We start from the raw sequence: 24,293 nt of genomic DNA, 5'->3' as shown, positions 1-24,293 counted from the left end.
GGTCACAGTGCCAGGATGGCCTGCGCCAGTTGCATGTCGCTGGCCTGGCGCGCGTCCGCATGGCGCTCGCGCAACCGGTGCAGCGCGGCTTCGAGCTGGACGCCACGGATGCACCCTTCGCTGGCCACGAAGCTGGCCGCGTCGTCGCGCGCCTGCAGCACGACCTTGTCGTCGCCCGAGGTACTGCCGGACGATGCCGACGAGCCGGCGGAGGACGCGCCGGCGGAGGTGCCGGCAAAACTCGAAGCCATGGCCGGGGCGATGGGTAGCAACAACAGGCTGCAGATCAGGAGCGGTCGGATCATCGGGCGGAATCCCAGCAGTATGTAAAAGAAGGAAAGTCGGCCCATGACGGGCCCGGCAAGACTACCTGCAGCGGCTGCGCATCGGATGAACCGCGGCGATCGGGCAGTGTCGATTCGATTTTATCCGAAGCCCTTTTGGGCGCGTCATCCGGCCCCATTACTAGTAGCAAGCAGGCGGGCGGCAGCGCCCATCATTCCATCGGCAATTCCGGAGGTGCCACATGGCAACCGGTTGGGCAGGCGACGGCGCCGTCCAGGACCAGATCGACGCCACCGTCAAGGATGGCATCAAACGCGCGCGCAGCCAGCTGCCGCAGGGGCCGGGCCTCGAGCACTGCGAAGAATGCGATGCCGCCATCCCCGAAGCACGGCGCAAGGCGATGCCCGGCGTACGCCTGTGCGTACCCTGCCAGGAAGCGCATGACCGCGAGCAGGGGCTGCACAGTGGCTACAACCGGCGCGGCAGCAAGGACAGTCAGCTGCGTTGAAAAGGCCGCATGATGTTGTCGGCGGATCGATCCTAACGGGCTGGCGCGCGGACGACGGCTGTTGCCGCGATCTCGATCATCGCGTCTTCCCTGACGAAACGCTCCACCTGCACCAGCGTGCTGGCGGGCGGTTGCTGCAGGTTGATGTAGCGGTCGCGTGCGCTGCGCAGCGCCTTGAGCTGGCTCATGTCGGTGACGTAGATGTCGAGCTTGACGACGTCGTCGAACGACGCACCCGCCGCGGTCAGCGCGGTGTTCAGATTCGCGAACACCTGCTCGGCCTGCGCCGCGAAATCACCGGCACCGACCAGCTTGCCGTCCTTGTCCAGGGGCTGCTGGCCCGAGACATGGATCGTGCGCCCGACGGGCGCTTCGACCGCATGGGAATAGCCTGACGGCGTCGGCAGGCCGGGCGGATTCAGGAATCGCAGTCCGGCATCGTCAGCTTGTTGTGCCAGCGCGAGTGGAGAGCACAAGGCAAGACCTGCGATGAATGCGGCCGGTTGCATCTTTCGAAACATGAGGATTCTCCCGGGCGATGGTCGATGGGATAGATCGGTTGCTAACGCAGTCCTTTCGCCAACGCGTCCAGCAACTCGCCTTCGGTATCGTGCACCTGTTCCCAGTACATGATGCCACCGAGCTGCTGCGCCTTGACGAAAGCGGCCTTGGCGGCGAGCGATTGCGGGTCGTCGTAGGTGATGAAGTGCCGCGTCTCCGCGTTCCATAGCCACGGCGCCTGCGCGGTTTCGTCCCAGTGCCGCACGTAGCCCTGCTTGTCGACATACTCGGCCTTGAGTTTTGGCCACGGATGCTCGCCTACGTACCTGCCGAACGACTGGTAGCGGCCCTGGTGCCGCGGCTGCACGTCGCCGAATTCGCGGCCGTAGAACGCCGCGCCGATCAGCAGCTTGCGCGCCGGCACGCCGAAACCGAGGAACTGCCGTACGGCGCGATCGGCACTGCGCGCATCGGCGGGCGCCTGCGTGGCGGCGTGCAGGCCGGCATGGTGGCCGGTGGTGGGCGTCATGCTGTTGACGAAGTCGTAGGTCATCAGGTTGAACCAGTCCAGGTGCGGCTCGACTGCGGCGATGTCGATGTCGCGGACGAAGCGGCCGTCGGCGACGGCGATGGACAGCGTATAGCGGTTGTCGCCGCTACGGCCTTCGCGCGCACCGACGCGATCCAGGCTGGCGCGGACTGCCTCGATCAGGCGCGTGAAGTTCTCGCGGTCGTCGGGGCTGGCCTTGATGCCGGCGTCGTCGAAGCCGGGATATTCCCAGTCCACGTCCAGTCCGTCGGCACGATGCATCGCCAGCAGTTCCGCGGCGGTATCGGCGAATGCACGGCGCCCGGCTTCGGTACTGGCCGCTTCGGAAAATCCGCCTGCACCCCAGCCACCGATCGCGATCGCGATCCGCAGCTTCGGATGACGCTCCTTGAGCGCGACCAGAGTCTGCAGGCGCTGCGCAGCGTCGTCGTCGAGTACCACGCGGTCATCGCTGACCTTGGCGAAGGAGAAGATCAGCATGTCGAGCTGGTCGACGTTGCGCTCCTGTGCCGCGTTCCAGCCGGTGGCATAACCGACGATGCGCGGCTGGCGCGGGGCGTCGTGCGCGGCGACGATGCAGCTTGCCGTCAGCAACAGCAGGCCCAGCAGCGCGCCTGCGGAGCGGCGGCGGGAGCGGATCATGTCTGGCAATCGCATGTCGATCGATTCCGACGGGGGAGGAGGCGATCTTGGCAGGCGACACGCCTTCTGCCAAACACGCGACAGCCGATGTCATGCAACCGATGGTCTCCCGTGACAATGCAGTTCGACACGAGTTGTCATCCACGAGAAGGACGCGTGACTGCCGTATTCCTCGCCAGAACGCGGAAAGCAGGTCGCTCGCTGCGTTCGGAATGACAGCCAGGAACCGCGCCCGGCTGAGGTGTTATCGACTCACCTGCTGCGCCACCGAGCCTGCGCGTTGCCGTCGTTCCTCGTTCTTGGCATGAAGCGCCCGGCGCGTGTTCTCATCCTTGAGATTCTCGGCCCGTGACAACTCGCGGCGCGCCCGGCGGACATCGCCCAACGCTGAATAGCTGCGCGCCAGGCCCATGTGGAAAGCCGGTTCCTCGCCGTGCAGGCGGATTGCGCGCCGGTAGTAGGGCACGGCGTGGCCATATTCGCCGCGTTTCTCGAAGTCCATCGCCAGCATGAACTGGTGGAACGGGTCGTCCAGCTGTACCCGCTGCAGGCGTCGCAGGTAGCGGTTCGCCAGATCGTCCTGTCCGCTGCGCTGGTACAGGGTGACGATGTTGGCCAGCGCGGCGCCATGCCGCGAGTCCAGTTCCAGCGCCTTGCGATAGGCACGTTCCGCAGCGAGCGCATTGCCCATGCGCAGTTCCAGCACGCCGCGATTGCTCCACGAGGCCGCATGCGTCGGCGCCAACTCGATCGCCGCATCCAGGTGCTGGCGGGCCGCAGCCAGTTGGTTCTGCGCCATCAGTTCGACGCCGCGATTGTTGTAGAAGAAGGCGATCGCGCGCTGCTCGGGAATGGGCCGCGGGCGATAACGAGAGATCAGCACGTTGCGTCCCACGTCGACGATCTGCCGCGTGCCGCCGCGTTTGACCAGGACATTGACGTGGCTGGAATTGAACACGAGCCCGTTGTTCTGGTACCAGACCAGCACCTGCTCGTATTCCTGGATCTGGGTCTTGATGCCGGCTTCGCGCGCCAGCGCCGAGAACAGCAGGGTGAACGACAGGCAGTTGGCCTTGCGGGTGCGATAGGTCTCGCTGATGGTGCGGGTGAGATTGTTGTCGTATTCCAGCTGCAGCTCCGGATCGTTGAGCACGAAATCGATCAGCAGCCGCAACCGTTCGTCGGTCGAATCGCCCTTGCGGATGACCTGTTCCTGGAACTGCGCGTGCAGTTCGGGGGGCACCGCCATGATCTGGTCGCGGCTGGGCAGGCCCGGCCCGGGATCCAGTGTGGCTACGGCCAGCAAAGCGGCGGCTGCCCAGTTCATGTTCGGAAACCTTCCGCGCCCGTTGGCGGGGTCGTCACCTGCCCGGAGTTTATTCCTTTCCGCGTGTCGTGGCAGTGGCGAATGGCCCCCGCCGGCGCGGCCGTATTGGCACCATCGGCGCCGGCGCTCCGGCCGTCAGCGCGGCTGCCTGGCCCGCCACCGTCGCAGGATTTCGCTGGCCGCAGCGATGCCCAGCGTCAGTGCGGTGGTCGACAGCAACTGCACGCGCGGGCCATCGGCGAGCAGGGTCAGCGCGAAGATCACGGCGAGGATCGACAGGCCCAGCCAGGTCATGTACGGGAACGCCCACATGCGGAACGGCAGCACCAGGCCGGCGCGATCCGCGCGTCGCCGCAGGATCAGCTGCGAGACCAGCGAGATCGTCCACACCATCAGGCAGGTCGAGCCCACCAGGTTCAGCAGCACCGGCAGCACCTGGTTCGGATACCACAACTCCAGCAGCGTGGCGAAGAAGCCGAACACCACGCACGACAGCACCGCCGCGGTCGGTACCTGCCTACGGTTCACCCGCGCCAGCATGCGCGGGGCCTCGTCTCGCTCGGCCAGCGAAAAGATCATCCGCGATGCGCCGTAAAGATTGGCATTCAGCGCCGACAGCAGCGCGACCACCGCGACCAGGGTGATCGCGGTGGCGGCGCCGGGGATGTTGGCGACCTGCAGCACGGCCGCGAACGGCGACTTCAGCGCCTCGCTGGTCCACGGCACCACAGCGATGATCACGGCGACGGAGCCGATGTAGAAGACCAGGATGCGCCATGCCACGGTGCGGATCGCGCGCTTGATGCTGTGCCGCGGGTCTTCGGTCTCCGCTGCCGCGACCGCGACGATTTCAGTGCCACCGAAGGCGAACACCACCACCAGCAGCGCGGCGCCGATGCCGGTCCACCCGTTCGGCGCGAAGCCGCCGTGGGCGGTGAAGTTGGACAGACCCGGCGATGCCGCATCCGGCAGCAGGCCCAGCACCAGCAGGACGCCGATCGCGATGAACGCGATGATCGCCGCGACCTTGATGATCGCGAACCAGAATTCGAACTCGCCGAAATTCTTCACCCCCATCAGGTTGATGACGGTGAACAGGATCATGAAGCCCAGCGACATCAGCGCGACCGGCAATGCCGGCCATACCGTGGCCAGCAATCCGGCGGCGCCGACCGATTCGGCGGCGATCACGATCACCAGTTGTGCCCACCACAGCCATCCCACCGTCGCGCCCGCGGTCCTGCCCATGGCCTCGCTGGCGAACACCGAAAAGGCGCCGCTGCTGGGATTGGACGCAGCCATTTCGCCCAGCGCACGCATCACGATGATGACCAGCGCGCCGGCCACCAGGTAGGACACGAGCACCGCGGGACCCGCGGTCTGCACGCCCACGCCGGAACCGAGGAACAGGCCCGCGCCGATGGCGCTGCCCAGCCCCATCATCACCAGCTGCCGCGGCTTCATCGCGTGGCTGAGTCGCGGATGCGTGGAGGAGGGTGCGGAAACGGTGTCGCCAGACGGAACGGCTGCGGGAATATCGGGGGAGTTCATCGTTGGCAACGCTGGAGGAGACTGCAGGCGGGAACAATACCCTGCCGCGTCGCATTGCGGGAAACAGGCTCCGATGTCGATCCCTCGCCGCAATCGCCATATCCTGTGCATGCGGAACTGGAGCTGACATGCGCTCTCAGGTTCATCAATCGATTCGAGAGGAGTTGCCGATGGCGCTGGAATGGTCCGATTCGACCGACGACATGGACTGGGACGAACTGTCCGAGCTCTACCGCCTGGCTCCGCTGGGCAACAAGAGCCCGGAGATGCTGACCACCGCGTTCTCCAACAGCCTGTTCAAGTGCTTCCTGCGCGAGAACGGCAGGCTGGTGGGCGTGGGCAGGGCGCTGGCCGACGGTGTCGATTGCTCGTACATCTGCGATGTCGCGCTGCTGCCGAGCCATCAGGGCCATGGGCTGGGCGCGGAGATCGTAGGCAGGCTGGTGGAACTTTCGCGCGGCCACCGCAAGATCATCCTGTACGCGGTGCCGGGCAAGGAAGCGTTCTACCGCAAGTTCGGTTTCGAGCGGATGGCCACGGCGATGGCGATCTTCGAGGACCAGTCGCTGGCGCGGCAGCGCGGTTACATCAGCGACGGTTGAGCGGCTGCGCCTGCTGTGCGCAGCGCAGCCTGCCACGATCGGCGACAATGGCGCTCCCCTCGATGGCAACTCCTTTCCGTGAAAACCCCCGCAGGCCTGCAGTCGTTGATCGACGATGGCGTGATCGACGAAGTGATGCGCCCGCTCAAGAGCGGCAAGGAAGCGGCGGTTTACGTAGTCCGTGCAGGCGACGACATCCGCTGCGCGAAGGTCTACAAGGACATGGCGCAACGCAGCTTCCAGCAGCGCGTGCAGTACCAGGAAGGACGCAAGGTGCGCGGCAGCCGCGAGGCGCGCGCCATCGGCAAGGCCAGCAAGTACGGGCGCAAGCAGCAGGAAACCGCCTGGAAGAACACCGAGGTCGACGCGCTGTACCAGCTGCGCGATGCCGGCGTGCGCGTGCCGGAGCCGCATGGATACTTCCATGGCGTGCTGGTGATGGAACTGGTGACCGACGCCGACGGCCATTCCGCGCCGCGGCTGGGCGAAGTGGAGCTGGCGCCGGACCAGGCACGCGGTTTCCATCGTTTCCTGGTGCGGCAGGTAGTGAAGATGCTGTGCGTCGGGCTGATCCATGGCGACCTGTCCGAATATAACGTGCTGGTCGCGCCGGACGGCCCTGTGATCATCGATTTCCCGCAGGTGGTCAGCGCCGCCGGCAACAACGCCGCGCGCAGCATGCTGCTGCGCGATGTCAACAACATCACGGCCAGCCTCGGCGCCTGGGCGCCGGAACTGCTCGATACCTGGTACGCGGAAGAAATGTGGGCCCTGTTCGAGGCCGGCGAGCTGCATCCGGACAGCGAACTGACCGGTACGTTCGTGCACGACGAGTCCATGGCCGACGTGGACAGCGTGCGCGAAGCGATCAACGACGCGCGGCAGGAAGCACTGATCCGCCAGCAGGGCCGCGAGGCGGCGGCCGAAGCGGATTGAGGCGCCTGCCAGACATTGGTTCGAATTGACAGGCATTCCCGGCGTGAACATGACGGTGCCCGTGCAGGAGGTCAGACGATGGGTTTGAAGCGGGTCGCGATCATCGGCGGCGGTGTTGCCGGACTGGCCGCAGGCATCCGCCTGCTGCGGCAGGGCTGCGACGTTTCCATTTACGAGGCGAGGGACGAGCTGGGTGGCTGCTGCTCGACCACGCACGTGGATGGTTTCACGTTCAACAACGGTGCCATGTTCGTGGCGGTACCGCGGTTGCTGGACCATGCCTTCGCGCGGCTGAGACTCGATCGCGCATCATTGGTGCCGATGCGACGCATCGGCGCCCCGCAGGCGAGCTTCCTGCCCGACGGCAACTCGATCATCTTTGGCGACGGAGGTGACGTCCGTATCGAAGGCGAGCATGCCGCCACGCGCACGGCGACGCTGCAAGCCGAGATCGATCGCTCCCTGTCCCGATGGGCTCCGCTGCTTCGGATCTTCACCGATGACCTGCTGACTCAGCCATTGTCGGTGCCGCGCGTGCTGGGCAAGGCATGGCGCCATCTGCACAAGTTGCGCGGCAACCTGGCGACTGAACTGCAACGCTCGTTCAGCGATCCCGATGCGCGCGCCGCGATCGCGGCGGTGACGTTGTATACCGGCCTTGCGCCCGAGCGCACGCCGGTGTTCCAGATCGTGGGTTTCATCTCGATGCTGCAGGACGGACTGCACCTGCCGGAAAATGGCATGGGCGCGATCAGCGATGCCCTCCATCGCAGCTTCCGCGAACTCGGCGGCAAGGTGCATGTCGGCACGCGCGTCGACCGGATCCGGATCGTCGATGGAAAAGTGCGCGGGCTGGTCATCGACGACGACGAAGTGGTGGCGGATGCGGTCGTCTCCACGGCCAGCGGCATGGCGACTTTTTCGGGACTGATGGATCCCGCGGACGTGCCGGCATCGATGCAGCGCCGCGTGTCGCAGGCGCCGTTGTCGCACCGCGCGCTGGGCGTGCAGCTGGGATTGAGGAACACGTTGCAGACGCCGGCGCATTCGGTGAATCACGTGCCGCTGCTGGAGCAGCAGCACCGGATGCTGGCGCCGCAGCCGGCGGACAGCCCGTGGCTGACCTATACCGTGCCCACGCATACGCTGCCAGGGCTGGCGGCGGCAGGCGGCAGCATCGTCGAGATGTTCGCGCCAGTGGATCAGGACCTGCCGTTGGCGGCCTGGGACACGGCGGCGAAGGAAGCCGCTGCCGATGCCGCGATCGCCGCCTTGGCGCGATACCAGCCACTGGATATCGCGGTCCGGCGCGTCACCAGCCCGAAGGATTACGCCGAGCGGATGCACCTGTTCCAGGGCGCGCTGTATGGGCTGTCGCCGGCAGCGGGGCCGGGCCAGCAGTTTCTCCACGAAACGCCGTTGAAGGGGCTTTTCCTCGCCGGCCAGACGACATATCCGGGCTTCGGCGTCGCGACTTCCGCTTTCTCAGGCATCTTCGCCGCGGATGCCGTGATCGCGCGGATGTCCGGTGGATAGCGGCAAGCCTGACGCGATCGATGCGCACACCGCCTGGCTGGATGCTGTAATGGCTGCCTACCTTCGCCTCTATTTGGAACGCGCATGACCACCCTCGTAGGTTTTTCCGGCAGCCTGCGGCTGGCTTCGTACAACACTGCGCTGCTGCGCGCGGCGGTGGCGTTGATGCCGGACGGCAGCCGGCTTGATGCAGTGTCGATCCGCAGCTTCCCGCTCTACAACGGCGACGACGAAACCGCGCGCGGCATCCCTGCCGAGGTGGCCGCGCTGAAGGATGCGATGGCCGCGGCCGACGGACTGCTGATCGCCACCCCCGAATACAACAACAGCCTGCCTGGGGTGGCGAAGAACGCAATCGACTGGCTGAGCCGACCGGCGAACGACATTCCGCGCGTGTTTGCCGGCAAGCCTGTGGCGGTCATTGGCGCGTCGCCGGGCGGGTTCGGCACCATCCTGTCGCAGAACGCCTGGTTGCCGGTGCTGAGAACGCTGGGCGCGGAGCTATGGACCGGCGGCCGGCTGATGGTATCGCGCGCCGGCAGCGTGTTCGATGCCGATGGCAACATCGTCGATGCACGCACCCACGATGCTTTGCGCACGTACATGGAGGGATTCGTCGCGTACGTGCGTTCCCGATAGACCACGCGCAACGGATGAATGCTCTGGCCAGCGTCTCTTCGGATGCCCGATGAAAATTGTTCCTAATTGAGAATTAGTTGCGTTTGCGGGGCCCCGCGTCGGATAATGCCGGATTGATTTTTCCGGGGTCATCCATGTTCTGTCTGCGGCAGCACCACGTTTTCCTGTTTTCGGTCATGGCGCCGGCGATCGTGGTGCCGGGCATCGTCCATGCGCAGGATGGCGAGCAGGCCAGGACGCTCGATGCCGTCGTAGTCGTCGCTGAGCGCGCGGTCACCGCGACCAAGACCGACACGCCGCTGGTGAAGACGCCGCAGGCGATCAGCGTGGTGCCTTCGGACCTGTTCATCGAACGAGGCGCGCGCAACATGCAGGAAACGTTGCGCTACAGCGCCGGCGTCAACGCCGAGGCCTATGGCCTGGACACGCGTTCGGACGGCAGCACCATCCGTGGCCTGGATCCGGTGCAGTACCTGGACGGCATGCGCAAGGTCTACAACTTCAGCCCATTGCCGCGCACGGAGGTCTACACGCTGGATCGCGTCGAAGTGCTGCGTGGGCCTTCGTCGGTGCTGTACGGGCAGGGCGCCAGCGGCGGCATCCTCAACACCGTCAGCAAGCGGCCGCAATTCACGCAGGCCGGCGAAGTCGGCGTGCAGATCGGCAATTTCCAGCGCCGGCAGGTGCAGGCCGACATCACCGGCCCACTCGACGATAGCGGCCAGCTGGCCGGGCGCTTCATCGCCGTGGCGCGCGACAGCGACATGCAGACCGACCACCTGCCGGATGACCGCCAGGTGCTGGCGCCATCGATCACGTGGCGTCCCGGCGATCGGACCGAGATCACCTTCCTGGGCCTGTACCAGCGCGACCGTACCGCGTCCAGCCAGCAGTTCCTGCCAGTAGTCTCGACGCTGCACGCATCCGAGCGCGGGTCGCTGGATCCTTCCACCTTCCTTGGCGACAAGGGCTACGACCGGCTCGATGCGCGGCAGGCTTCCGGCACGCTGTTGGCCGAGCACCGCTTCAACGACACCGTCGCACTGCGCAGTGCGCTGCGTTACCTCGACGCGGACACCACCTTCCAGGAAATCTATCCGGACACGTATTCCAGTCCGCTCGATCCGTTCATCGATGCCGAGCGGCGCGTGGTCAACCGCAACCTCTATGCCATCAAGCCGCATATCCGCACGCTGACCAACGACAACTCGCTGCAGTTCAATTTCGATACCGGCGCGTTCAACCACACGCTGCTGGCCGGCGTCGACTACACCGATTTCCGCCAGGAATCGTCTTCGGCGTTCTGCAGCGCATTCTCCGATCCCGCCGATTGCGTGGTCACGCCGATCGACATCTACAACCCGGTGTCCAGCGGCGTCGTCGCGCCGGCCTACGTCGAGGATCCCGATCTGCGCAACACCCAGCTGGGCCTCTACGTGCAGGACCAGATCCGTTACGCCGATCGCGTGTCGCTGGTGCTGGGCGTGCGCCGCGATCGCGCACGTTCGGAAACCGAAGGCTCGGAGGCGCAGACGGACGAGGCCACCACCTTCCGCGTCGGCGTGATCGGCGAAGTCGGCAAGGGCGTTTCGCCCTACCTGAGTTATTCGGAATCGTTCCTGCCGGTGGCGGGGGTCGATTTCTACGGCAACGCGCTGGTGCCGGTGCGCGGCCGCCAGGTCGAAGGCGGCGTCAAATGGGCGCCGGCGCGCGGCATGCTGTTCACCGCCAATGCCTACCGCATCATCGAAAGCAATCGCCCGACCAACGATCCCGAGCACGTGCTGTTCAGCACCCAGACCGGCGAGATCCGTTCGCGCGGTTTCGAACTGGAAGGCGCCTATGCGGTCGCCGACGACATCACCATCACCGCCAGCTACAGCTACAACAAGGCCGAGGTCACCGAAAGCAACTTCCCGAACGAAATCGGCAAGCAGTTGAACGATACGCCGCAGCGTCTGGCGTCGCTGTGGGCCGCCAAGACTTTCGAAGTCGGTCAGCAGGCGTCGCTGCGCGTCGGCCTGGGCGGCCGCCATGTCGGCTCGACACTGTCCACCGGCACGACCCATTCGCTGACCACGCCCAGCTACACGCTGGCCGACGCGCTGGTGGCGCTGGACTGGTCGGACTGGTCGCTGGCGCTCAACGTCAACAACCTGCTCGACAAGACCTACTTCGCACCGTGCCGGGCGTTCGGCGACTGCTTCAGCGGCAACTCGCGTACGGTCGTCGGCACGATCGCCTATCGGTTCTGACGGACAAGCCGGCCCGCATGCAGCGCGCGACACTCAAGATCTGGTTCCTGGTCCACAAATGGACCAGCCTGGTGTGCACGGTGTTCCTGCTGCTGTTGTGTCTTACCGGCCTGCCGTTGATCTTCTGGGAAGAGATCGGCCATCTCACCGGCGCCTCGCCCGAAGTGGCGCCCGCGCCTGCAGGCATGCCGCGCGCCAATGCTGATGAACTGATCGAGCGCGCACTGGCGCAGTATCCCGGCGACGTGCCGCTGTTCTTCGGCTGGGACGATCATTCGCCCAGCGTCTACGTCAATACGGGTGCGCGGCCCGACACGCCGCCGGCGGAGATGCATACCGTCGTCATGCATGAATACACCGGCGAAATACTGCCGGCCTCCCAGTTCAACGAGGGCGTGATGTATTTCCTGTACCGGCTGCATACCGACGTCTTCGTCGGTCTGGGCGGTACGTTGTTCCTCGGCGCGATGGCGTTGCTGTTCGCGGCCGCGATCGTATCCGGCGTGGTGCTGTACGCGCCTTTCATGCGCAAGCTGTCGTTCGGCACGGTGCGCATGGGACGCAACCGGCGCCTGGCCTGGCTGGACCTGCACAACCTGCTGGGCATCGTCACCGTGGCGTGGGCGCTGGTGGTGGGACTGACCGGTGCGATCAACACGCTGGCCGCACCGATGCAGCAGGCGTGGCAGTCGCAGCAACTGGCCGCCTTCATCGAGCACTACAAGGACGCGCCCAGGCCGACCGAGCTCGCCTCGCTCGACGCCGCCATCGCCACGGCGCGCGCCGCCGAGCCGGGGATGACGCCCGCCTACGTCAGCTTCCCGGGCACCGGTTACAGCGGCGACCACCACTACGGCGTATTCATGCATGGCGACACGGCGATCACCGAACGCCTGTACCGTCCAGTGCTGATCGACGCGCAGACCGGCGCGTTGACCGCGCAGCCGCAACTGCCGTCGTACATGACCGCGCTGCTGCTGTCGCAGCCGCTGCATTTCGGCGATTACGGCGGGTTGCCGCTGAAGTTCCTGTGGGCGATCCTCGACCTGCTCACGATCCTGGTGCTGATCAGCGGCCTTTACCTGTGGTGGCGGCGCGGTTCGACCGAAGCGCGCATCACCGAGATCGAACGCGGCGGGTTGGCGCCCGCGACGGCGGAGACGCCATGAGCACGACGCAGCGCACCGGTTCGTCGCGTGTCTATCAGGCACCTGCGGCAATCGCCTCGGTCAGCCTGCTTGGCCTGGTCAGCGCGCTGCTCGGCGATGGTGTGTTCAACGCGGTCTCGTGGATCGCGCTGGGTGCAGTGCCCTGCGTGGTGGCCTGGGCTTACGTGTTCCGGCGGCGACGCGATCGCGCCTAGCCTGCGACATCGGCAGCTGGGCGGATGGCGCCTGCGCAACTACACTGGCGTGCCCGTCGCCTTGCATGATCGATGATCCGGACAACAACCGAAACAGGGCAGATGGCGCTGGGCGGCTTCGAACCGCCGCAGCCCACCGACCGCCTGTTCTTCGCGGTCTTTCCGGATGCGACGGCTGCAGCTGCCATCGCCGACATCGCCCAGGCTCTGCGCAGCCAGCAGCACCTGCAGGGCAAGCCGCTGCGCAGCGATCGTTTCCACGTCACGCTCCATCATCTCGGCGACTATGCCGGCCTGCCGCAGGACGTGGTCGCGAAGGCAGGGCAGGCGGCAGCCGCGGTCGACATGCCCGCATTCGAGGTGGCCTTCGACAGTGCCGCAAGCTTCAGCGGGCATTCGCGCCATCATCCCTTCGTATTGCGTGGCGACGACGGCGTGGTCGCCGTGCGGGAACTGCAGCGCAGGCTCGGTGCCTGCATGGCGACGGCCGGTCTCGGCCGGCTGGTCAGGCCTGCGTTCACGCCGCATGTCACGTTGCTGTATGAGGAGCGCATGGTCGCGATGCAAACGGTCGATCGCATCGCCTGGATTGCGCGCGAGTTCGTACTGGTGCACAGCCTGCTCGGCAGGACGGAGCACCGGGTACTCGGGCGTTGGCCGTTGCGGGCCGCGAATGCGTGACGACAACGTCGTTGTCGTCCGAGCGCTGCGAAGGGTCTGTGGCTGATGTTCGCATTGCAGCAAGTCAAGGAGATTCATCGCTGCGATCGGGATGACAGGCTGTGAGGGACATGCTTTAGTCTTGATGCGACTCGAAACAGGAAAGGAAACGACACATGATCCAGCGATTCGATGCCGGCCCGCGCATGTCGGAAATGACGATCCACAACGGTGTTGCCTACCTCGCCGGGCAGGTACCCGAGGATTCCGGCGCCGACATGGCGACACAGACGCGGCAGGTGCTGGCTGCCATCGACGACCTGCTGGCCCAGGCCGGCAGCGACAAGACGCGGATCCTGCGCGCGCAGATTTTCCTGGCCGATCTGGCCGACTTTGCGGCGATGAACGAGGTCTGGGACGCGTGGGTCGTAGCCGGCGAGGCGCCGGCGCGGGCCACGGTGCAGGCGGCGCTGGCCGATCCCGGCTGGAAGCTGGAAATCGTGGTGACCGCGGCGGTCTGAATTCGCTTCGGCGGCCATTCCGGCGCGGCCAGGTGAACGGTCAGGGCAGGCCGCCCGCGTCGTAGACATTTCTAGAAAAAAAGTTCTAGACAACTTGTTCTAGTGACGCTAGGGTGTCGGCATCCGATTCATGCCGACACACCCATGCCCAAGCCCAAAGCCCCGCCCAAGCCCACGGCCGCCGAACTCGAACTGCTGCGCGTGCTCTGGCCGCTGGGCCCGGCAACCGTCAAGCAGGTGCATGAAGTCGTGCAGAAGGACAGGCCGGATATGGCCTATGCCACGGTGTTGAGGCTGATGCAGATCATGCACGGCAAGGGTCTGCTGCTGCGCGACGAAAGCCAGCGCTCGCACGTCTATGCACCGGCGCACGCGCAGGATTCGATGCGCACCAGCCTGCTCGGCGAACTGATCCACAAGGCGTTTTCAGGTTCCGGCAAGGAACTGGTGATGGCGGCGTTGCGCGGGCATGTCACCGAGAAGGAACGCAGGGAAATCCAGCGCTTCCTGCATGGAGAAGACCAATGAGCGCGACGATGCCCGGATTCGTATCGACGCTGGGATGGGCATTGCTGCATTTCGTCTGGCAGGGCGTGGCGGTCGGCATGGCGGCGGTACTGCTGCTGATGCTTCTGCGCAATGCGCGACCGCAACTGCGCTATGCGGTGGCCTGCCTGGCCTTGCTGCTATGCCTGCTGCTGCCGGTGATTGGTGTTGTGGGTGGCCTGCAACCTCAGGATGCCGCTGTCGCCATGACCGCGATATCGACACCAGCGCACGCAGCGCAGGCTCTGCCAGCTGTAGCCAGCGTGTCGCACGCCTGGCAATCGACGCTGCAGGCGCAGTTGCCGTGGATCGTCGCATTGTGGTCGTTGGGCGCTGGCATGCTGGCGCTGCGCATGGCGATAGGACTGGCCTGGGTGGACCGGGTCAGGCGCAGCCACGCGGGTGCCGTCGATATGCATTGGCAAGCCAGGCTCGATCGTCTCGCGCAGGCCTTTGGGTTGCGTCGCGATGTCGCGCTGCGCGTGGTGGACGACCTCGACAGCCCGGTCGCCGCCGGCTGGTGGCGACCGATGGTGCTGGTACCGGCCGCGCTGGTCGCGCGCATGCCGCCCGAACTGCTCGAAGCGCTGCTGGCGCACGAACTCGCGCACATCAGGCGGCACGACTACCTCGTCAATCTCATCCAGAGTGCGGTCGAGGCGTTGCTGTTCTACCACCCGGTGGTGTGGTGGCTGTCCAGGCAGATACGCCGCGAACGCGAACGCATCGCCGACGATCTTGCCGCGCAGGTCATCGGCGACCGCCGACGCGTGGCGCTCGCCTTGCAGCAACTGGACCTGCTGCTTTCATCCAGTGACCGTTCCCACATTCCCCAACTCGCCCCTGCGGCAAACGGAGACCACCTCATGTCACGCATCCAGCACCTGATCCGGCCCGGCCAGCACGCACTCAGCTGGAAGATCGCACTGCCCATCGTCGGACTGAGCGCGATCTGCCTGACCGTGTTCGCGCAGGGCAACGACAGGCCTGCCGCAGCTGCGACGAAGGCCGCAACCATCACGACAGCGTCGGCCAAGTCCACGGCCGCCACGACCACGCGCAGAAGCGATGACGCCTACGCGCTGATCAGGGCGGGCCGCGACAGCATGACGGTGTCCGGTACCACCCGCGACATCCGCGATGCGGACAAGGCCAGGCGCAGCCTGCAGGGTGATTTCCTATGGTTCCGCCGCGGCGACAAGTCCTATGTCGTGCAGGATCCCGCCTTGCTGGCCAAGATCACGGAAGCGTGGAAGCCGACCGAGGCATTGGGCGCGAAGATGGATGCGCTCGGCGAGAAGATGGAAGCCCATGGCGAAGTGATGGAAGGCCTGGGCAGGAAGATGGAGGCGCTCGGCGTGTCCGGCGATCCGGCGAGCGCCGAGATGGAACGGGTCAGCGCGCAGATGGAGACCGTGTCGCAACAGCAGGGTGCGATCGCCGAACGGATGTCGGGCCTCAGCGCGGAGATGCTGCGAGCATCGGATGACGCCGAACGCGAACGGCTGGACCGCAAGATGGAAGCCTTGCAGGCGCAGATGCAACCGCTGCAGGCGCAGATGGAGACGATGGGCCGGACCATGAGCACCTATTCGAAGCGCACGGCCGAGGCGCAGAAGCCGATGGAGGCCCTCAGCCGCCAGATGCAGGAAGCCAGCAAGCCGATGGAGGCGCTGGGCAGGGAAATGAATGTGCTGGGCAAGCAGCAGGAACAGCTCAGCCGCGAGGCCGACCGCGTGGTCCGTGCGCTGATCGACGATGCCTTGAAGAGCGGCCAGGCGGTATCGACCTCGACTTTGCATTGAGGGTGGACGCAGGCTCAAACCGCCATTCACCTGCATCGTCATCCCGAACGTAGTGAGGAACCTGCTTTTCTGCGGCTATTTGCCGTGTAAACCGCAGATCCATTCACTGCGTTCGGGGATGACAGGAATGGGCTTCGAATGCCGCGTGATGGGATCGGATGCCCGATGTCGATCCCGATCCTCGGCCGCGGCTGCATCCGCCGTGGCCGCAACCCGGCCTAACCCTCGTTCAAGGCACCAACACCGCGCGCCCCTTGATCTTGCCGTCGCGCAGGCGCTGGTAGACGGCAACCGCCTCGCCCAGTGAAAACTTCTCGACCTGCGGATGGATGCGGCCGGCCGCGGCCAACGCGATCACTTCCATCAGTTCGGTGCGCGAGCCCCAATAGGGGATAGTGACGGCGCAGCCATATGGTGGATTGTTGGCGCTGTAATGCAGCGTGCCGCCACCGAGGCCGACCACGGTGATGCGGCTGTTGCGCTCGACCACGCGCGTGCACAGGTCGATGGTCGGCTGCGCACCGACGAAGTCCAGCGCCAGCACCGCGCCGCGCACGCCGGTGATCTTGCGGATCGCTTCGGCCGCGGCATCGCCATCGCGGGTATTCACGGTATGCCTGACGCCAAGTTCGCGCGCGTGCGCCAGCTTGTTGTCGTCGATGTCGCCGGCGATCACGGTGGCCGCGCACAGTGCGCCCAGTATCTGCACCGCCATGTGGCCGAGGCCGCCGATGCCGATCACCACCACGTGCGTGTTCGGCGTGAGCAGCGGCAGCGCCGTCTTGATCGCGTGGTACGGTGTCAGCGCCGCATCGCTCAGCGGCGCGGCGATGGCAGGGTCGAGCGTACCCAGCGGCACGAGCAGGCGCGGCGACGGCACCAGCATGTACTCGGCCATGCCGCCGTCCGATCCCAGGCCGCCACCCATCGTGCCGAGGCTGGCATGGTTCTCGCAGTAGTTTTCCGCCGACGTCTGGCAGGTGTGGCAGTGCCCGCAGCCCCACGGACCGTAGACAGCCACCGGGTCGCCTTCCTTCCAGCCGTGCACGCCTTGGCCGATGCCGGCGATCCAGCCGGCATTTTCATGGCCGAGAGTGAACGGACCTTTCAGGCCGAGGTCCTCGTCCATGACATGCAGGTCCGAATGGCAGACGCCGGCGCCGCCGATCTTCACCAGTACCTGTCCGGGTCCGGGCTTGGGTTGCGGCAGGTCGACGATTTCGGCGGGCTTGCCGACTTCAACGAAACGGACGGCTTTCACAGGCGCACTCCGATGGCGAAGATCCGAAGTCTGCCGTCGCTTCGGTCAGGATCTCGTGAACCATTCACCGCCCGCATGACGCCGCGGGTTTCAGCCGCGCACATGCGTGGGCCGGGCGGCTCAGTACGCCTGCGCGGTTGGGCGCACCACCAGTTCGTTGACGTCGACATCGTCCGGCTGGCCGATCGCGTAGGCGATCGCGCGGGCAATGGCGTCGGCCGGCAACAAGTCCCTGCGGAACACTTCGTCGACCTCCTTCTTCATCACCGGATCGGAGATGGTGCCGGTCAGCTCGGACTCGACCGCGCCCGGGGCGATGACGGTGACGCGCATGAACGGCGATTCCTGGCGCAGGCCTTCCGACAACGCGTGCACCGCGAACTTGCTGGCGCAGTATACCGCCGCCGTCGGGAAGACATGGCGGCCGGCGACCGACGACACATTGACGATGTGGCCGGCGTGCTGCGCCTGCATCACCGGCAGCGCCGCGGCAATGCCGTACAGGACGCCCTTGATGTTGACATCGACCATGCGTTCCCATTCGTCGACCTTGAGGTCGACCATGCGCGACAGCGGCATCACGCCGGCATTGTTGACCAGCACGTCGAGGCGACCATAGGTGGCGACGGTATTGTCGATGAAGCGCTCGACCTGGTCGCGTCGGGTGACATCCAGCGGCTGCACGAGCGCATCGCCGCCGCAATCGCGGATTCGCGCGGCCAATGCCTCGAGGCGCTCGGTGCGACGCGCACCGAGCGCGAGCCGCGCGCCGTGTTCGGCCAGGCGCAATGCGGTGGCTTCGCCGATACCGCTGCTGGCGCCGGTGATGGCGATGACTTTGTCGCGGATATTCAACATGCGGTTTCTCCAGGGTCAAGGAATGCAGACGCGAACCGGCCGTAGCGGCCAGGGCGATTGCCTGGCCGCATCAACGGTTGCGTTGTGAAGCGGGAAGCCGGTCGGAAGTGGCGACCGGAAGCACGGGGTCAGACGTTGAGCGCTGCCATCTGCGAGGCCGGATAACGCGTGCCGGCGATTGCATGCGTGTCCAGCATCTCCTCCAGGCGGCGCTGCTCGGCGATGGTGAGGTCGATGCGTACCGCGCCGGCGTTCTCGTCGAGACGGGCGATGCGGCGCGTGCCCGGGATCGGCACGATGTCGGCGCCGCGATGCAGCAACCAGGCCAGCACGAGTTGCGCGGCGGTGCAGTCGCGCTCGTTCGCCAGGTCCGTCACGGCCGCCACCAGCGCCTGATTGTGGTCGATGTTGCCGTCCTGGAAGCGCGGATGGAGTCGACGCCGGTCGTCGGCGGCGAGCTGATCGAGTTGCCGGATCGCGCCGGTCAGGAAACCGCGACCGAGCGGGCTGTAGGCGACGAAGCCGATGCCCAGCTCGCGGCACGCGCGCAGCGCATCGTTTTCGACATCGCGCGTCCACAGCGAGTACTCGCTCTGCAGCGCGGCGATCGGATGCACTGCGGCAGCGCGGCGCAGCGTCGAGCCGGAGGCCTCCGACAGGCCGAGATGGCGGACCTTGCCGGCCTCGACCAGCCGTGCCATCGCTCCGACGGTATCCTCGATCGGCACATTCGGGTCGACACGATGCTGGTAGTACAGGTCGATGTGATCGACACCCAGCCGCTGCAGGCTGGCATCGCAGGCGGCCGTTACATACTCGGGGCGGCCGTCGATGCCGAGCAAATCGCCGTTGGCAGCGCGCACGTTGCCGAACTTGGTCGCCAATACGATCCCGTCGCGCCGCGTGCGCAGTACCTTGGCAAGCAGGCGCTCGTTGTCGCCGACGCCATACATGTCGGCGGTATCGAGGAAGTTCACGCCGATGTCGATGGCATGGTTCAGCACGGCGAGGTTGCCGGCTTCTTCGCTGGGGCCGTAAAAATCGGACATGCCCATGCAGCCCAGGCCGATCGCGGACACGGTCAGGCCCTGGCGGCCCAGGGTGCGGCGGGGAAAAGGAAGGCTCATCGTGATGTCTCCGGACGGTGGGGGAGGTGCCCGCAAACAGTAGGTGCCGCATGGCTTCGGGCGTTAGCCCATTGCTCGCCGATGCTTGCCTGATCCTCCACGGCCGTGCCGGACCAGCGGGTGCCGCGATCGCCGCGGCGCATAATCGCTGCATCTCCGCTGCAGGCGACAGGCCATGACCGACAATGCTTCCAACGTGGTGCCCGCGCGCGCCGGGCTCGAGGCGCAGCAGGCTGAACTGGCTGGCCGGATTGCCCGAAACGTACCCGGCGACGGACTGCATGCGAGCGCGGTGCCGGGCTTGTCGCTGATCCAGGCCAGCGAGCCGTCGCAGCGGCTGCCGACCGTCTATCACCCGAGCGTGTGCGTGGTGGTGCAGGGCCGCAAGCATGCGGCACTGGCCGACGAGGTCTTCGTCTACGACCCGCTGCACTACCTGGTGGTGTCGATGACGCTGCCGATCAGCGGACAGGTCATCGAGGCCACGCCCGAGCGGCCCTACCTGTGCCTGCGCATCGACATCGAGCCGGCCCTGGTCAACGAACTGCTGCAGCAATTGCAACCGTCGGCACATGCAGGCAGCGGCGGCGGTCGTGCGGTGTACCTGGCCCGCACCAGCGCCGCGCTGCTGGATGCGGTACTGCGACTGGTGCACCTGCTCGATACGCCGGACGAGGCCGCGGTGCTGGCGCCGCTGGCCTTGCGTGAGATCCACTATCGCGTGCTCACGGGCGAACTCGGGCAGCGCCTGCGCGACCTGTGCGAAACCGATGGCGCCTCGCAGCGCGTGGCCCGTGCGATCGAGCTGATCAAGTCGCGTTACGCCGAACCGCTGCGCATCGATGAACTGGCTGCGGCGGCGCACATGAGCGCCTCATCGCTGCACCAGCGTTTCAAGGCGGCCACCGCGATGACGCCGCTGCAGTTCCAGAAGCAGCTGCGCCTGCAGGAGGCACGACGCCTGATGCTGTCGGACGGGATCGAAGCGGCTTCGGCCAGCCACCGCGTCGGCTACGAGAGCCCGTCGCAGTTCAGCCGTGAGTACCGGCGCCTGTTCGGTGCACCTCCCAGGCGCGAGGTCGAGGCGATACGGGCGGCAGGCAACTGACCCGCTATCATCCGGCCATGTCGAAACTGTTGATGAACCTGCGCCACGTGCCCGAGGACGAATCGGACGATGTGCGTGGCCTGCTCGATGCGCACAGGATCGAGTACTACGAGACCCGGCCGAGTCGCTGGGGCATCTCGTCCGGCGGCATCTGGATTTCCGACGATGCCGACCTGGCCGAGGCCAAGCGATTGATGGCCGAATACCAGGCGCGGCGACAGTCGCAGGCGCGGGCCGAATACGAAGCCGCCAGACGCGACGGCACGGCGGAGACGTTCTGGACCATCCTGCGCAACGAGCCGGCGCGCGTGCTGCTGACCGGCGTGGCGATCCTGCTGCTGCTCGGGCTGGTGGCGCTACCGGTGATCCTGCTGAGCCGTTGATCGCCACCGTTCGCCGAGCTCCGGCGCGCTGCCACAAAACGGTCATCGCACTGACATAGCCTCCGCCGCATGGACATCCTCATGCTGTCGGACGTGTACTTCCCACGGGTCAACGGCGTGTCGTCGTCGATCCGTACCTATGCCCGCGCGCTGGTCGCGATGGGCCATCGGGTCACGCTGGTGGCTCCCGACTACGGGCCGGACAGTGGACAGGCCATGCACGACAGCGATTTCGAGGTGATCCGCCTGCCTTCGCGGGTGATCTTCTTCGATCCGGAAGACCGCCTGATCCGGCGAAGCGCCCTGCGCGCGCTATTGCCGCAGCTCGCGGCGCGGCAATGGGATGTGATCCACATCCATACCCCGTTCCGCGCGCACGCGTTCGGCGTGCAGCTGGCGCGGCGCACCGGCCGGCCGACGGTCGAGACCTACCATACTTATTTCGAAGAGTACGTGGCGCATTACCTGCCGTGGCTGCCGTCGTCGCTGACGCGGATGATCGCGCGCCGAGTGTCGCGCCGGCTGTGCGGTGAGGTAGATCACCTCATCGTGCCGAGCCAGCAGATGGTCGAGGTGCTGCAGCGTTACGGCGTGGATACCGCGGCGACGGTATTGCCGACCGGACTGGCGCTGGACGAGTTCAAGTACGGCGACGGTGCGCGTTTCCGCCGGGCGCACGGCATCGGTGCCGAGCAGCCGGTGCTGGTTACCGTGAGCCGGCTGGCGTTGGAAAAGAACATCGCCTTCCTGCTGCAGGTGACGCGCAGGCTGGTCGACGAATTCCCGGACCTGTTGTTCGTGATCGCCGGCGAAGGCCCGGATGCGGATCGCCTCAGGAGGCTGGTCGCCAGGCTCGAACTGGATGGCCATGTGCGCTTCTTCGGCAACCTTGACCGCCGTACTGCGCTGCTGGACTGCTATCGCGCCGGCGATGCGTTCGTGTTCGCGTCGCCCACCGAAACCCAGGGACTGGTGCTGATCGAGGCGATGGCGCTGGGCGTGCCGATCGTGTCGACCGCGGTGATGGGCACGGCCACCGTGCTGCGCGATGCGGGCAGCGCCGTGGTCAGTGGCGAGCACGTCGAAGAGTTCGCCGGCCACGTCGCACGGCTGCTGCGCGTGCCGGAGCTCCGCGCGACCTTGTCGGCGGCCGGACCGGTCGACGCGCAGGCCTGGAGCACGGAACGGCTGATGCGCAGGGCGGTTGCACTGTACGCGGAACTGGCGTCCGGCGAGGGCGCAACCGCCTTCGAACACGCCGTTCCCTAACCGCATTCCGGCGTCGGAACGATCCTGCCGCAGCGACGGCGACTGCGCGCTCCCGGGCTGCCTGTACCATGGCGATCCCCTTTCACGGCCTTCCAGACAATGTCGATCCCGATGCACGCCGCTTCCGTTCCCGTGTTCAAGCAGTTTCTCGCCAGCCTCGATGCCTTGCTGGCCAAGGCCACACAACATGCCGCGGAACGCAAGATCGATCCCGAGGCGTTGCTGCAGGCGCGGTTGTTCCCGGACATGTTCCCGCTGCTGCGGCAGGTGCAGATCGCCTGCGATTTCGCCAAGAGCGTGCCGGCGCGCCTGGCCGGCGCGGATGTTCCTTCCTACGAGGACAGCGAACGGGATTTCGATCAGCTGCGTGCGCGCATCGCCAGGACGATCGCGTTCATCGATGGCCTGCCGACGGCCGGTTTCGAAGGCGGCGAGCAGCGCGAGATCGTGCTGCGCCCCGGCACGCCCAAGGAGCGCAAGCTGGACGGCCGCACCTACCTGCTGCATTACGGCCTGCCGCAGTTCTTCTTCCATGTGACCACTGCCTACGACCTGCTGCGCCACAACGGCATCGAAGTCGGCAAGAAGGACTACATGGGCGCGTACTGAGCCGATGTCCCGCGATATCGGTGCTGCCTGCATCAGCGATCACGATCGCTCCGGCCGGATGCTGGCGACGGCGGCGCTGGTCGGTCTGGGCGTGTTCGTGCTGGCCGGCGTGGCCGTGCAGTTCCTGCGTGCGGACCTGGACTGGCTGCACGCACCGATGAGCTTCTATCTGCTCGGGCCGTACGGGGTCTGGCTGCAGATCGCCTACTTCGCGCTGGCCGGCACGCTGGTGCTGCTCGGCACCGGTTATTACCGGGCCTTGTCGCTGCAGGCGCGCAGCGGCGCGCCATTGCTGCTGTTCGCGGTGGCGGCCGTGGCGTTGTGCGTCACCGCCATTGCCGACAGCAACCTGCCTCGGCGCGAACCGACGCTGCAGGGCTGGATGCACGGCGTCGCCGCGCAGACCGCGTTCCTGTGCGTGACCACCGCGATGCTGTTGCAATCGTGGCGGCTGCGCGGCGATGCGCGCTGGCGACGGCGTTTTGCGCTTGCGTTCGCGTTGGCCGCCATCGCCTTCATCGCGGTATGGGTGCTGGCGTTCTGGCGAGACGCGCCGCGCGGGCTTGCGCAGAAGACGGTGGTCGCACTGATCGTCGGATGGTTGGCGCTGGCCACCGTCTGGCTGCGTCGCCATGGCAGTGCGACCGGGTGCGTGTCCGCCGGCGAGGGTGCGCTTTTGCCGCCAACGCGGTCATAATCCCGGCCACAGGGCGGATCCAGCTAACGTTTGTTGAACAATTGATCCTTATGATCTTGCATTGCCTGCCTGTCGCCTTGGGGAATTCCGTTTTGCATCCAGTTCGCAGTCGCCGTCTTGCCCTCGCAGTTTCCGCCTCAGTATTGATGGCCGTCCTGGCCGCTGCCGGTTGCGACCGCACCCAGGCGCCCCCCGCGCAAGAAATCAACGCCAAACCCGCCGCGACCACATCGGCGCCGCCGCCGCCGGAAGTGCCCAGTTCCGATCCCAGCGCGCAACCGGTGCAGCGTGCCGCTCCGCCGATGCCGCCCGCCGTCGCGCTGGGCGTGTTCAAGCCCAGCGACGAGGTCGCGAAGGCAGCTACCGGCAAACTGACGATCGAGGACATGGCGATCCACGGCGTCAACGGCGCCAGCTTCGTCACCGAGCGCGTGGCCATCGTCCGCGGCAACGATCACTACAACGCCAACACCCGCTACGCGGACACGATGATGATCGTGCCGGAGCAGACGGTGGAATTGCGTCGGGTAGTCGAGCAGACGCCGCCCAGGGAAGCTCCCGGCGATGCGTTCTGCGGCGATGCCAGGACCGGCTACCTCGCGCTGGCCAAGGTCAGCGAAGGCAAGACCGACGTGATCAAGCTGATGGCGCTGCAAGGCGACGCCGTGCCGGCGGCTTCGGCGCCCGACATCACGCTGTGCAAGGCCACCAGCTACTCGTCGGCGGCGAAATAACCGACCTCGCTGCAGGGTGG

General features: G+C 66.2%; 26 protein-coding genes. 18 read left to right on the top strand and 8 right to left on the bottom strand.

Features of this window, described 5'->3' with window-relative positions; all coding sequences use genetic code 11:
* Nucleotides 1–2: 2 nt before the first annotated feature.
* Nucleotides 3–305, bottom strand: coding sequence for a DUF2388 domain-containing protein (locus IP90_RS03755; protein ID WP_144898296.1), 303 nt, complete (start codon nucleotides 303–305; stop codon nucleotides 3–5).
* A 221-nt stretch (nucleotides 306–526) separates the two neighbouring features.
* Here IP90_RS03755 and IP90_RS03750 point away from each other — a divergent pair, with 221 nt between their 5' ends.
* Nucleotides 527–793, top strand: coding sequence for a DksA/TraR family C4-type zinc finger protein (locus IP90_RS03750; protein WP_144898295.1), 267 nt, complete (start codon nucleotides 527–529; stop codon nucleotides 791–793).
* A 32-nt stretch (nucleotides 794–825) separates the two neighbouring features.
* Here the strand turns inward: IP90_RS03750 and IP90_RS03745 are convergent, their stop codons facing one another.
* The 4 genes from IP90_RS03745 to IP90_RS03730 all read right to left on the bottom strand — a co-directional run bounded on the left by IP90_RS03745 (nucleotide 826) and on the right by IP90_RS03730 (nucleotide 5,277).
* Nucleotides 826–1,314: a RidA family protein gene (locus tag IP90_RS03745; protein WP_199753385.1), complete on the bottom strand. Its 489-nt coding sequence runs from the start codon at nucleotides 1,312–1,314 to the stop codon at nucleotides 826–828.
* Between the two features lie 41 nt (nucleotides 1,315–1,355).
* Entirely contained in the window at nucleotides 1,356–2,486 is a 1,131-nt protein-coding gene (locus tag IP90_RS03740) for a glycoside hydrolase family 18 protein (RefSeq protein WP_242007474.1), read from the bottom strand.
* A gap of 244 nt (nucleotides 2,487–2,730) precedes the next feature.
* Entirely contained in the window at nucleotides 2,731–3,813 is a 1,083-nt protein-coding gene (locus IP90_RS03735) for a transglutaminase-like domain-containing protein (RefSeq protein WP_144898293.1), read from the bottom strand.
* Between the two features lie 135 nt (nucleotides 3,814–3,948).
* Nucleotides 3,949–5,277, bottom strand: coding sequence for an amino acid permease (locus IP90_RS03730; RefSeq protein WP_425477076.1), 1,329 nt, complete (start codon nucleotides 5,275–5,277; stop codon nucleotides 3,949–3,951).
* Nucleotides 5,278–5,534: 257 nt separating this feature from the next.
* On the opposite strand from IP90_RS03730, the gene IP90_RS03725 reads away from it, so the two are divergent.
* The 11 genes from IP90_RS03725 to IP90_RS03675 all read left to right on the top strand — a co-directional run bounded on the left by IP90_RS03725 (nucleotide 5,535) and on the right by IP90_RS03675 (nucleotide 16,227).
* On the top strand, nucleotides 5,535–5,966 hold the full coding sequence (locus IP90_RS03725; RefSeq protein WP_144898291.1) for a GNAT family N-acetyltransferase: 432 nt from the start codon (nucleotides 5,535–5,537) through the stop codon (nucleotides 5,964–5,966).
* A 78-nt stretch (nucleotides 5,967–6,044) separates the two neighbouring features.
* Nucleotides 6,045–6,902, top strand: coding sequence for a PA4780 family RIO1-like protein kinase (locus IP90_RS03720; protein WP_144898290.1), 858 nt, complete (start codon nucleotides 6,045–6,047; stop codon nucleotides 6,900–6,902).
* Between the two features lie 78 nt (nucleotides 6,903–6,980).
* Nucleotides 6,981–8,438, top strand: a complete 1,458-nt coding sequence (locus IP90_RS03715; protein ID WP_199753384.1) for a phytoene desaturase family protein — start codon at nucleotides 6,981–6,983, stop codon at nucleotides 8,436–8,438.
* An 84-nt stretch (nucleotides 8,439–8,522) separates the two neighbouring features.
* A complete protein-coding gene (locus IP90_RS03710) occupies nucleotides 8,523–9,077 on the top strand; it encodes an NADPH-dependent FMN reductase (protein ID WP_144898289.1) in 555 nt (184 codons plus the stop codon).
* A 134-nt stretch (nucleotides 9,078–9,211) separates the two neighbouring features.
* Entirely contained in the window at nucleotides 9,212–11,332 is a 2,121-nt protein-coding gene (locus tag IP90_RS03705) for a TonB-dependent siderophore receptor (RefSeq protein WP_144898288.1), read from the top strand.
* Nucleotides 11,333–11,349: 17 nt separating this feature from the next.
* The gene (locus tag IP90_RS03700) at nucleotides 11,350–12,501 is read left to right on the top strand and encodes a PepSY-associated TM helix domain-containing protein (protein WP_144898287.1); all 1,152 of its coding nucleotides are present in this window, start codon (nucleotides 11,350–11,352) and stop codon (nucleotides 12,499–12,501) included.
* Nucleotides 12,498–12,695: a hypothetical protein gene (locus tag IP90_RS03695; protein WP_144898286.1), complete on the top strand. Its 198-nt coding sequence runs from the start codon at nucleotides 12,498–12,500 to the stop codon at nucleotides 12,693–12,695. The genes IP90_RS03700 and IP90_RS03695 overlap by 4 nt, the downstream gene beginning before the upstream one ends.
* Before the next feature lie 72 nt (nucleotides 12,696–12,767).
* The gene (locus IP90_RS03690; protein ID WP_144898285.1) at nucleotides 12,768–13,376 is read left to right on the top strand and encodes a 2'-5' RNA ligase family protein; all 609 of its coding nucleotides are present in this window, start codon (nucleotides 12,768–12,770) and stop codon (nucleotides 13,374–13,376) included.
* Nucleotides 13,377–13,531: 155 nt separating this feature from the next.
* Nucleotides 13,532–13,876: a RidA family protein gene (locus IP90_RS03685; RefSeq protein ID WP_144898284.1), complete on the top strand. Its 345-nt coding sequence runs from the start codon at nucleotides 13,532–13,534 to the stop codon at nucleotides 13,874–13,876.
* Between the two features lie 144 nt (nucleotides 13,877–14,020).
* On the top strand, nucleotides 14,021–14,404 hold the full coding sequence (locus IP90_RS03680) for a BlaI/MecI/CopY family transcriptional regulator (RefSeq protein ID WP_144898283.1): 384 nt from the start codon (nucleotides 14,021–14,023) through the stop codon (nucleotides 14,402–14,404).
* Nucleotides 14,401–16,227 carry a M56 family metallopeptidase gene (locus tag IP90_RS03675; protein WP_144898282.1) on the top strand — a complete coding sequence of 609 codons (1,827 nt, stop codon included), beginning with the start codon at nucleotides 14,401–14,403 and terminating at the stop codon, nucleotides 16,225–16,227. The genes IP90_RS03680 and IP90_RS03675 overlap by 4 nt, the downstream gene beginning before the upstream one ends.
* Before the next feature lie 229 nt (nucleotides 16,228–16,456).
* On the opposite strand, the gene IP90_RS03670 is transcribed toward IP90_RS03675, so the two are convergent.
* From IP90_RS03670 to IP90_RS03660, 3 genes are all read right to left on the bottom strand, one after another.
* Nucleotides 16,457–17,488 (bottom strand): NAD(P)-dependent alcohol dehydrogenase, encoded by a 1,032-nt coding sequence (locus IP90_RS03670; RefSeq protein WP_144898281.1) that lies wholly within the window; start codon nucleotides 17,486–17,488, stop codon nucleotides 16,457–16,459.
* 120 nt (nucleotides 17,489–17,608) lie between these two features.
* Nucleotides 17,609–18,343, bottom strand: a complete 735-nt coding sequence (locus IP90_RS03665) for an SDR family oxidoreductase (protein ID WP_199753406.1) — start codon at nucleotides 18,341–18,343, stop codon at nucleotides 17,609–17,611.
* A 131-nt stretch (nucleotides 18,344–18,474) separates the two neighbouring features.
* Entirely contained in the window at nucleotides 18,475–19,473 is a 999-nt protein-coding gene (locus IP90_RS03660) for an aldo/keto reductase (RefSeq protein WP_144898279.1), read from the bottom strand.
* Between the two features lie 175 nt (nucleotides 19,474–19,648).
* On the opposite strand from IP90_RS03660, the gene IP90_RS03655 reads away from it, so the two are divergent.
* From IP90_RS03655 to IP90_RS03630, 6 genes are all read left to right on the top strand, one after another.
* Nucleotides 19,649–20,581 carry an AraC family transcriptional regulator gene (locus IP90_RS03655; RefSeq protein WP_144898278.1) on the top strand — a complete coding sequence of 311 codons (933 nt, stop codon included), beginning with the start codon at nucleotides 19,649–19,651 and terminating at the stop codon, nucleotides 20,579–20,581.
* A 17-nt stretch (nucleotides 20,582–20,598) separates the two neighbouring features.
* Nucleotides 20,599–20,964, top strand: coding sequence for a DUF6164 family protein (locus IP90_RS03650; RefSeq protein WP_144898277.1), 366 nt, complete (start codon nucleotides 20,599–20,601; stop codon nucleotides 20,962–20,964).
* A gap of 69 nt (nucleotides 20,965–21,033) precedes the next feature.
* Nucleotides 21,034–22,233: a glycosyltransferase gene (locus IP90_RS03645; RefSeq protein ID WP_144898276.1), complete on the top strand. Its 1,200-nt coding sequence runs from the start codon at nucleotides 21,034–21,036 to the stop codon at nucleotides 22,231–22,233.
* A gap of 111 nt (nucleotides 22,234–22,344) precedes the next feature.
* Nucleotides 22,345–22,842: a DUF1993 domain-containing protein gene (locus IP90_RS03640; protein ID WP_206751901.1), complete on the top strand. Its 498-nt coding sequence runs from the start codon at nucleotides 22,345–22,347 to the stop codon at nucleotides 22,840–22,842.
* A gap of 4 nt (nucleotides 22,843–22,846) precedes the next feature.
* Complete coding sequence (locus IP90_RS03635; protein WP_242007473.1) at nucleotides 22,847–23,539, top strand: DUF998 domain-containing protein; 693 nt, start codon at nucleotides 22,847–22,849, stop codon at nucleotides 23,537–23,539.
* Nucleotides 23,540–23,685: 146 nt separating this feature from the next.
* Nucleotides 23,686–24,273: a hypothetical protein gene (locus IP90_RS03630; protein ID WP_144898274.1), complete on the top strand. Its 588-nt coding sequence runs from the start codon at nucleotides 23,686–23,688 to the stop codon at nucleotides 24,271–24,273.
* The last annotated feature ends 20 nt before the right edge of the window (nucleotides 24,274–24,293 follow it).

Origin of the sequence: Luteimonas cucumeris (genome assembly GCF_007830035.1) — a bacterium.
Lineage (GTDB): Bacteria > Pseudomonadota > Gammaproteobacteria > Xanthomonadales > Xanthomonadaceae > Luteimonas_C > Luteimonas_C cucumeris.
The sequence above is the reverse complement of the archived record's forward strand: the minus strand, read 5'-3'. Positions and strand labels throughout refer to the sequence as shown.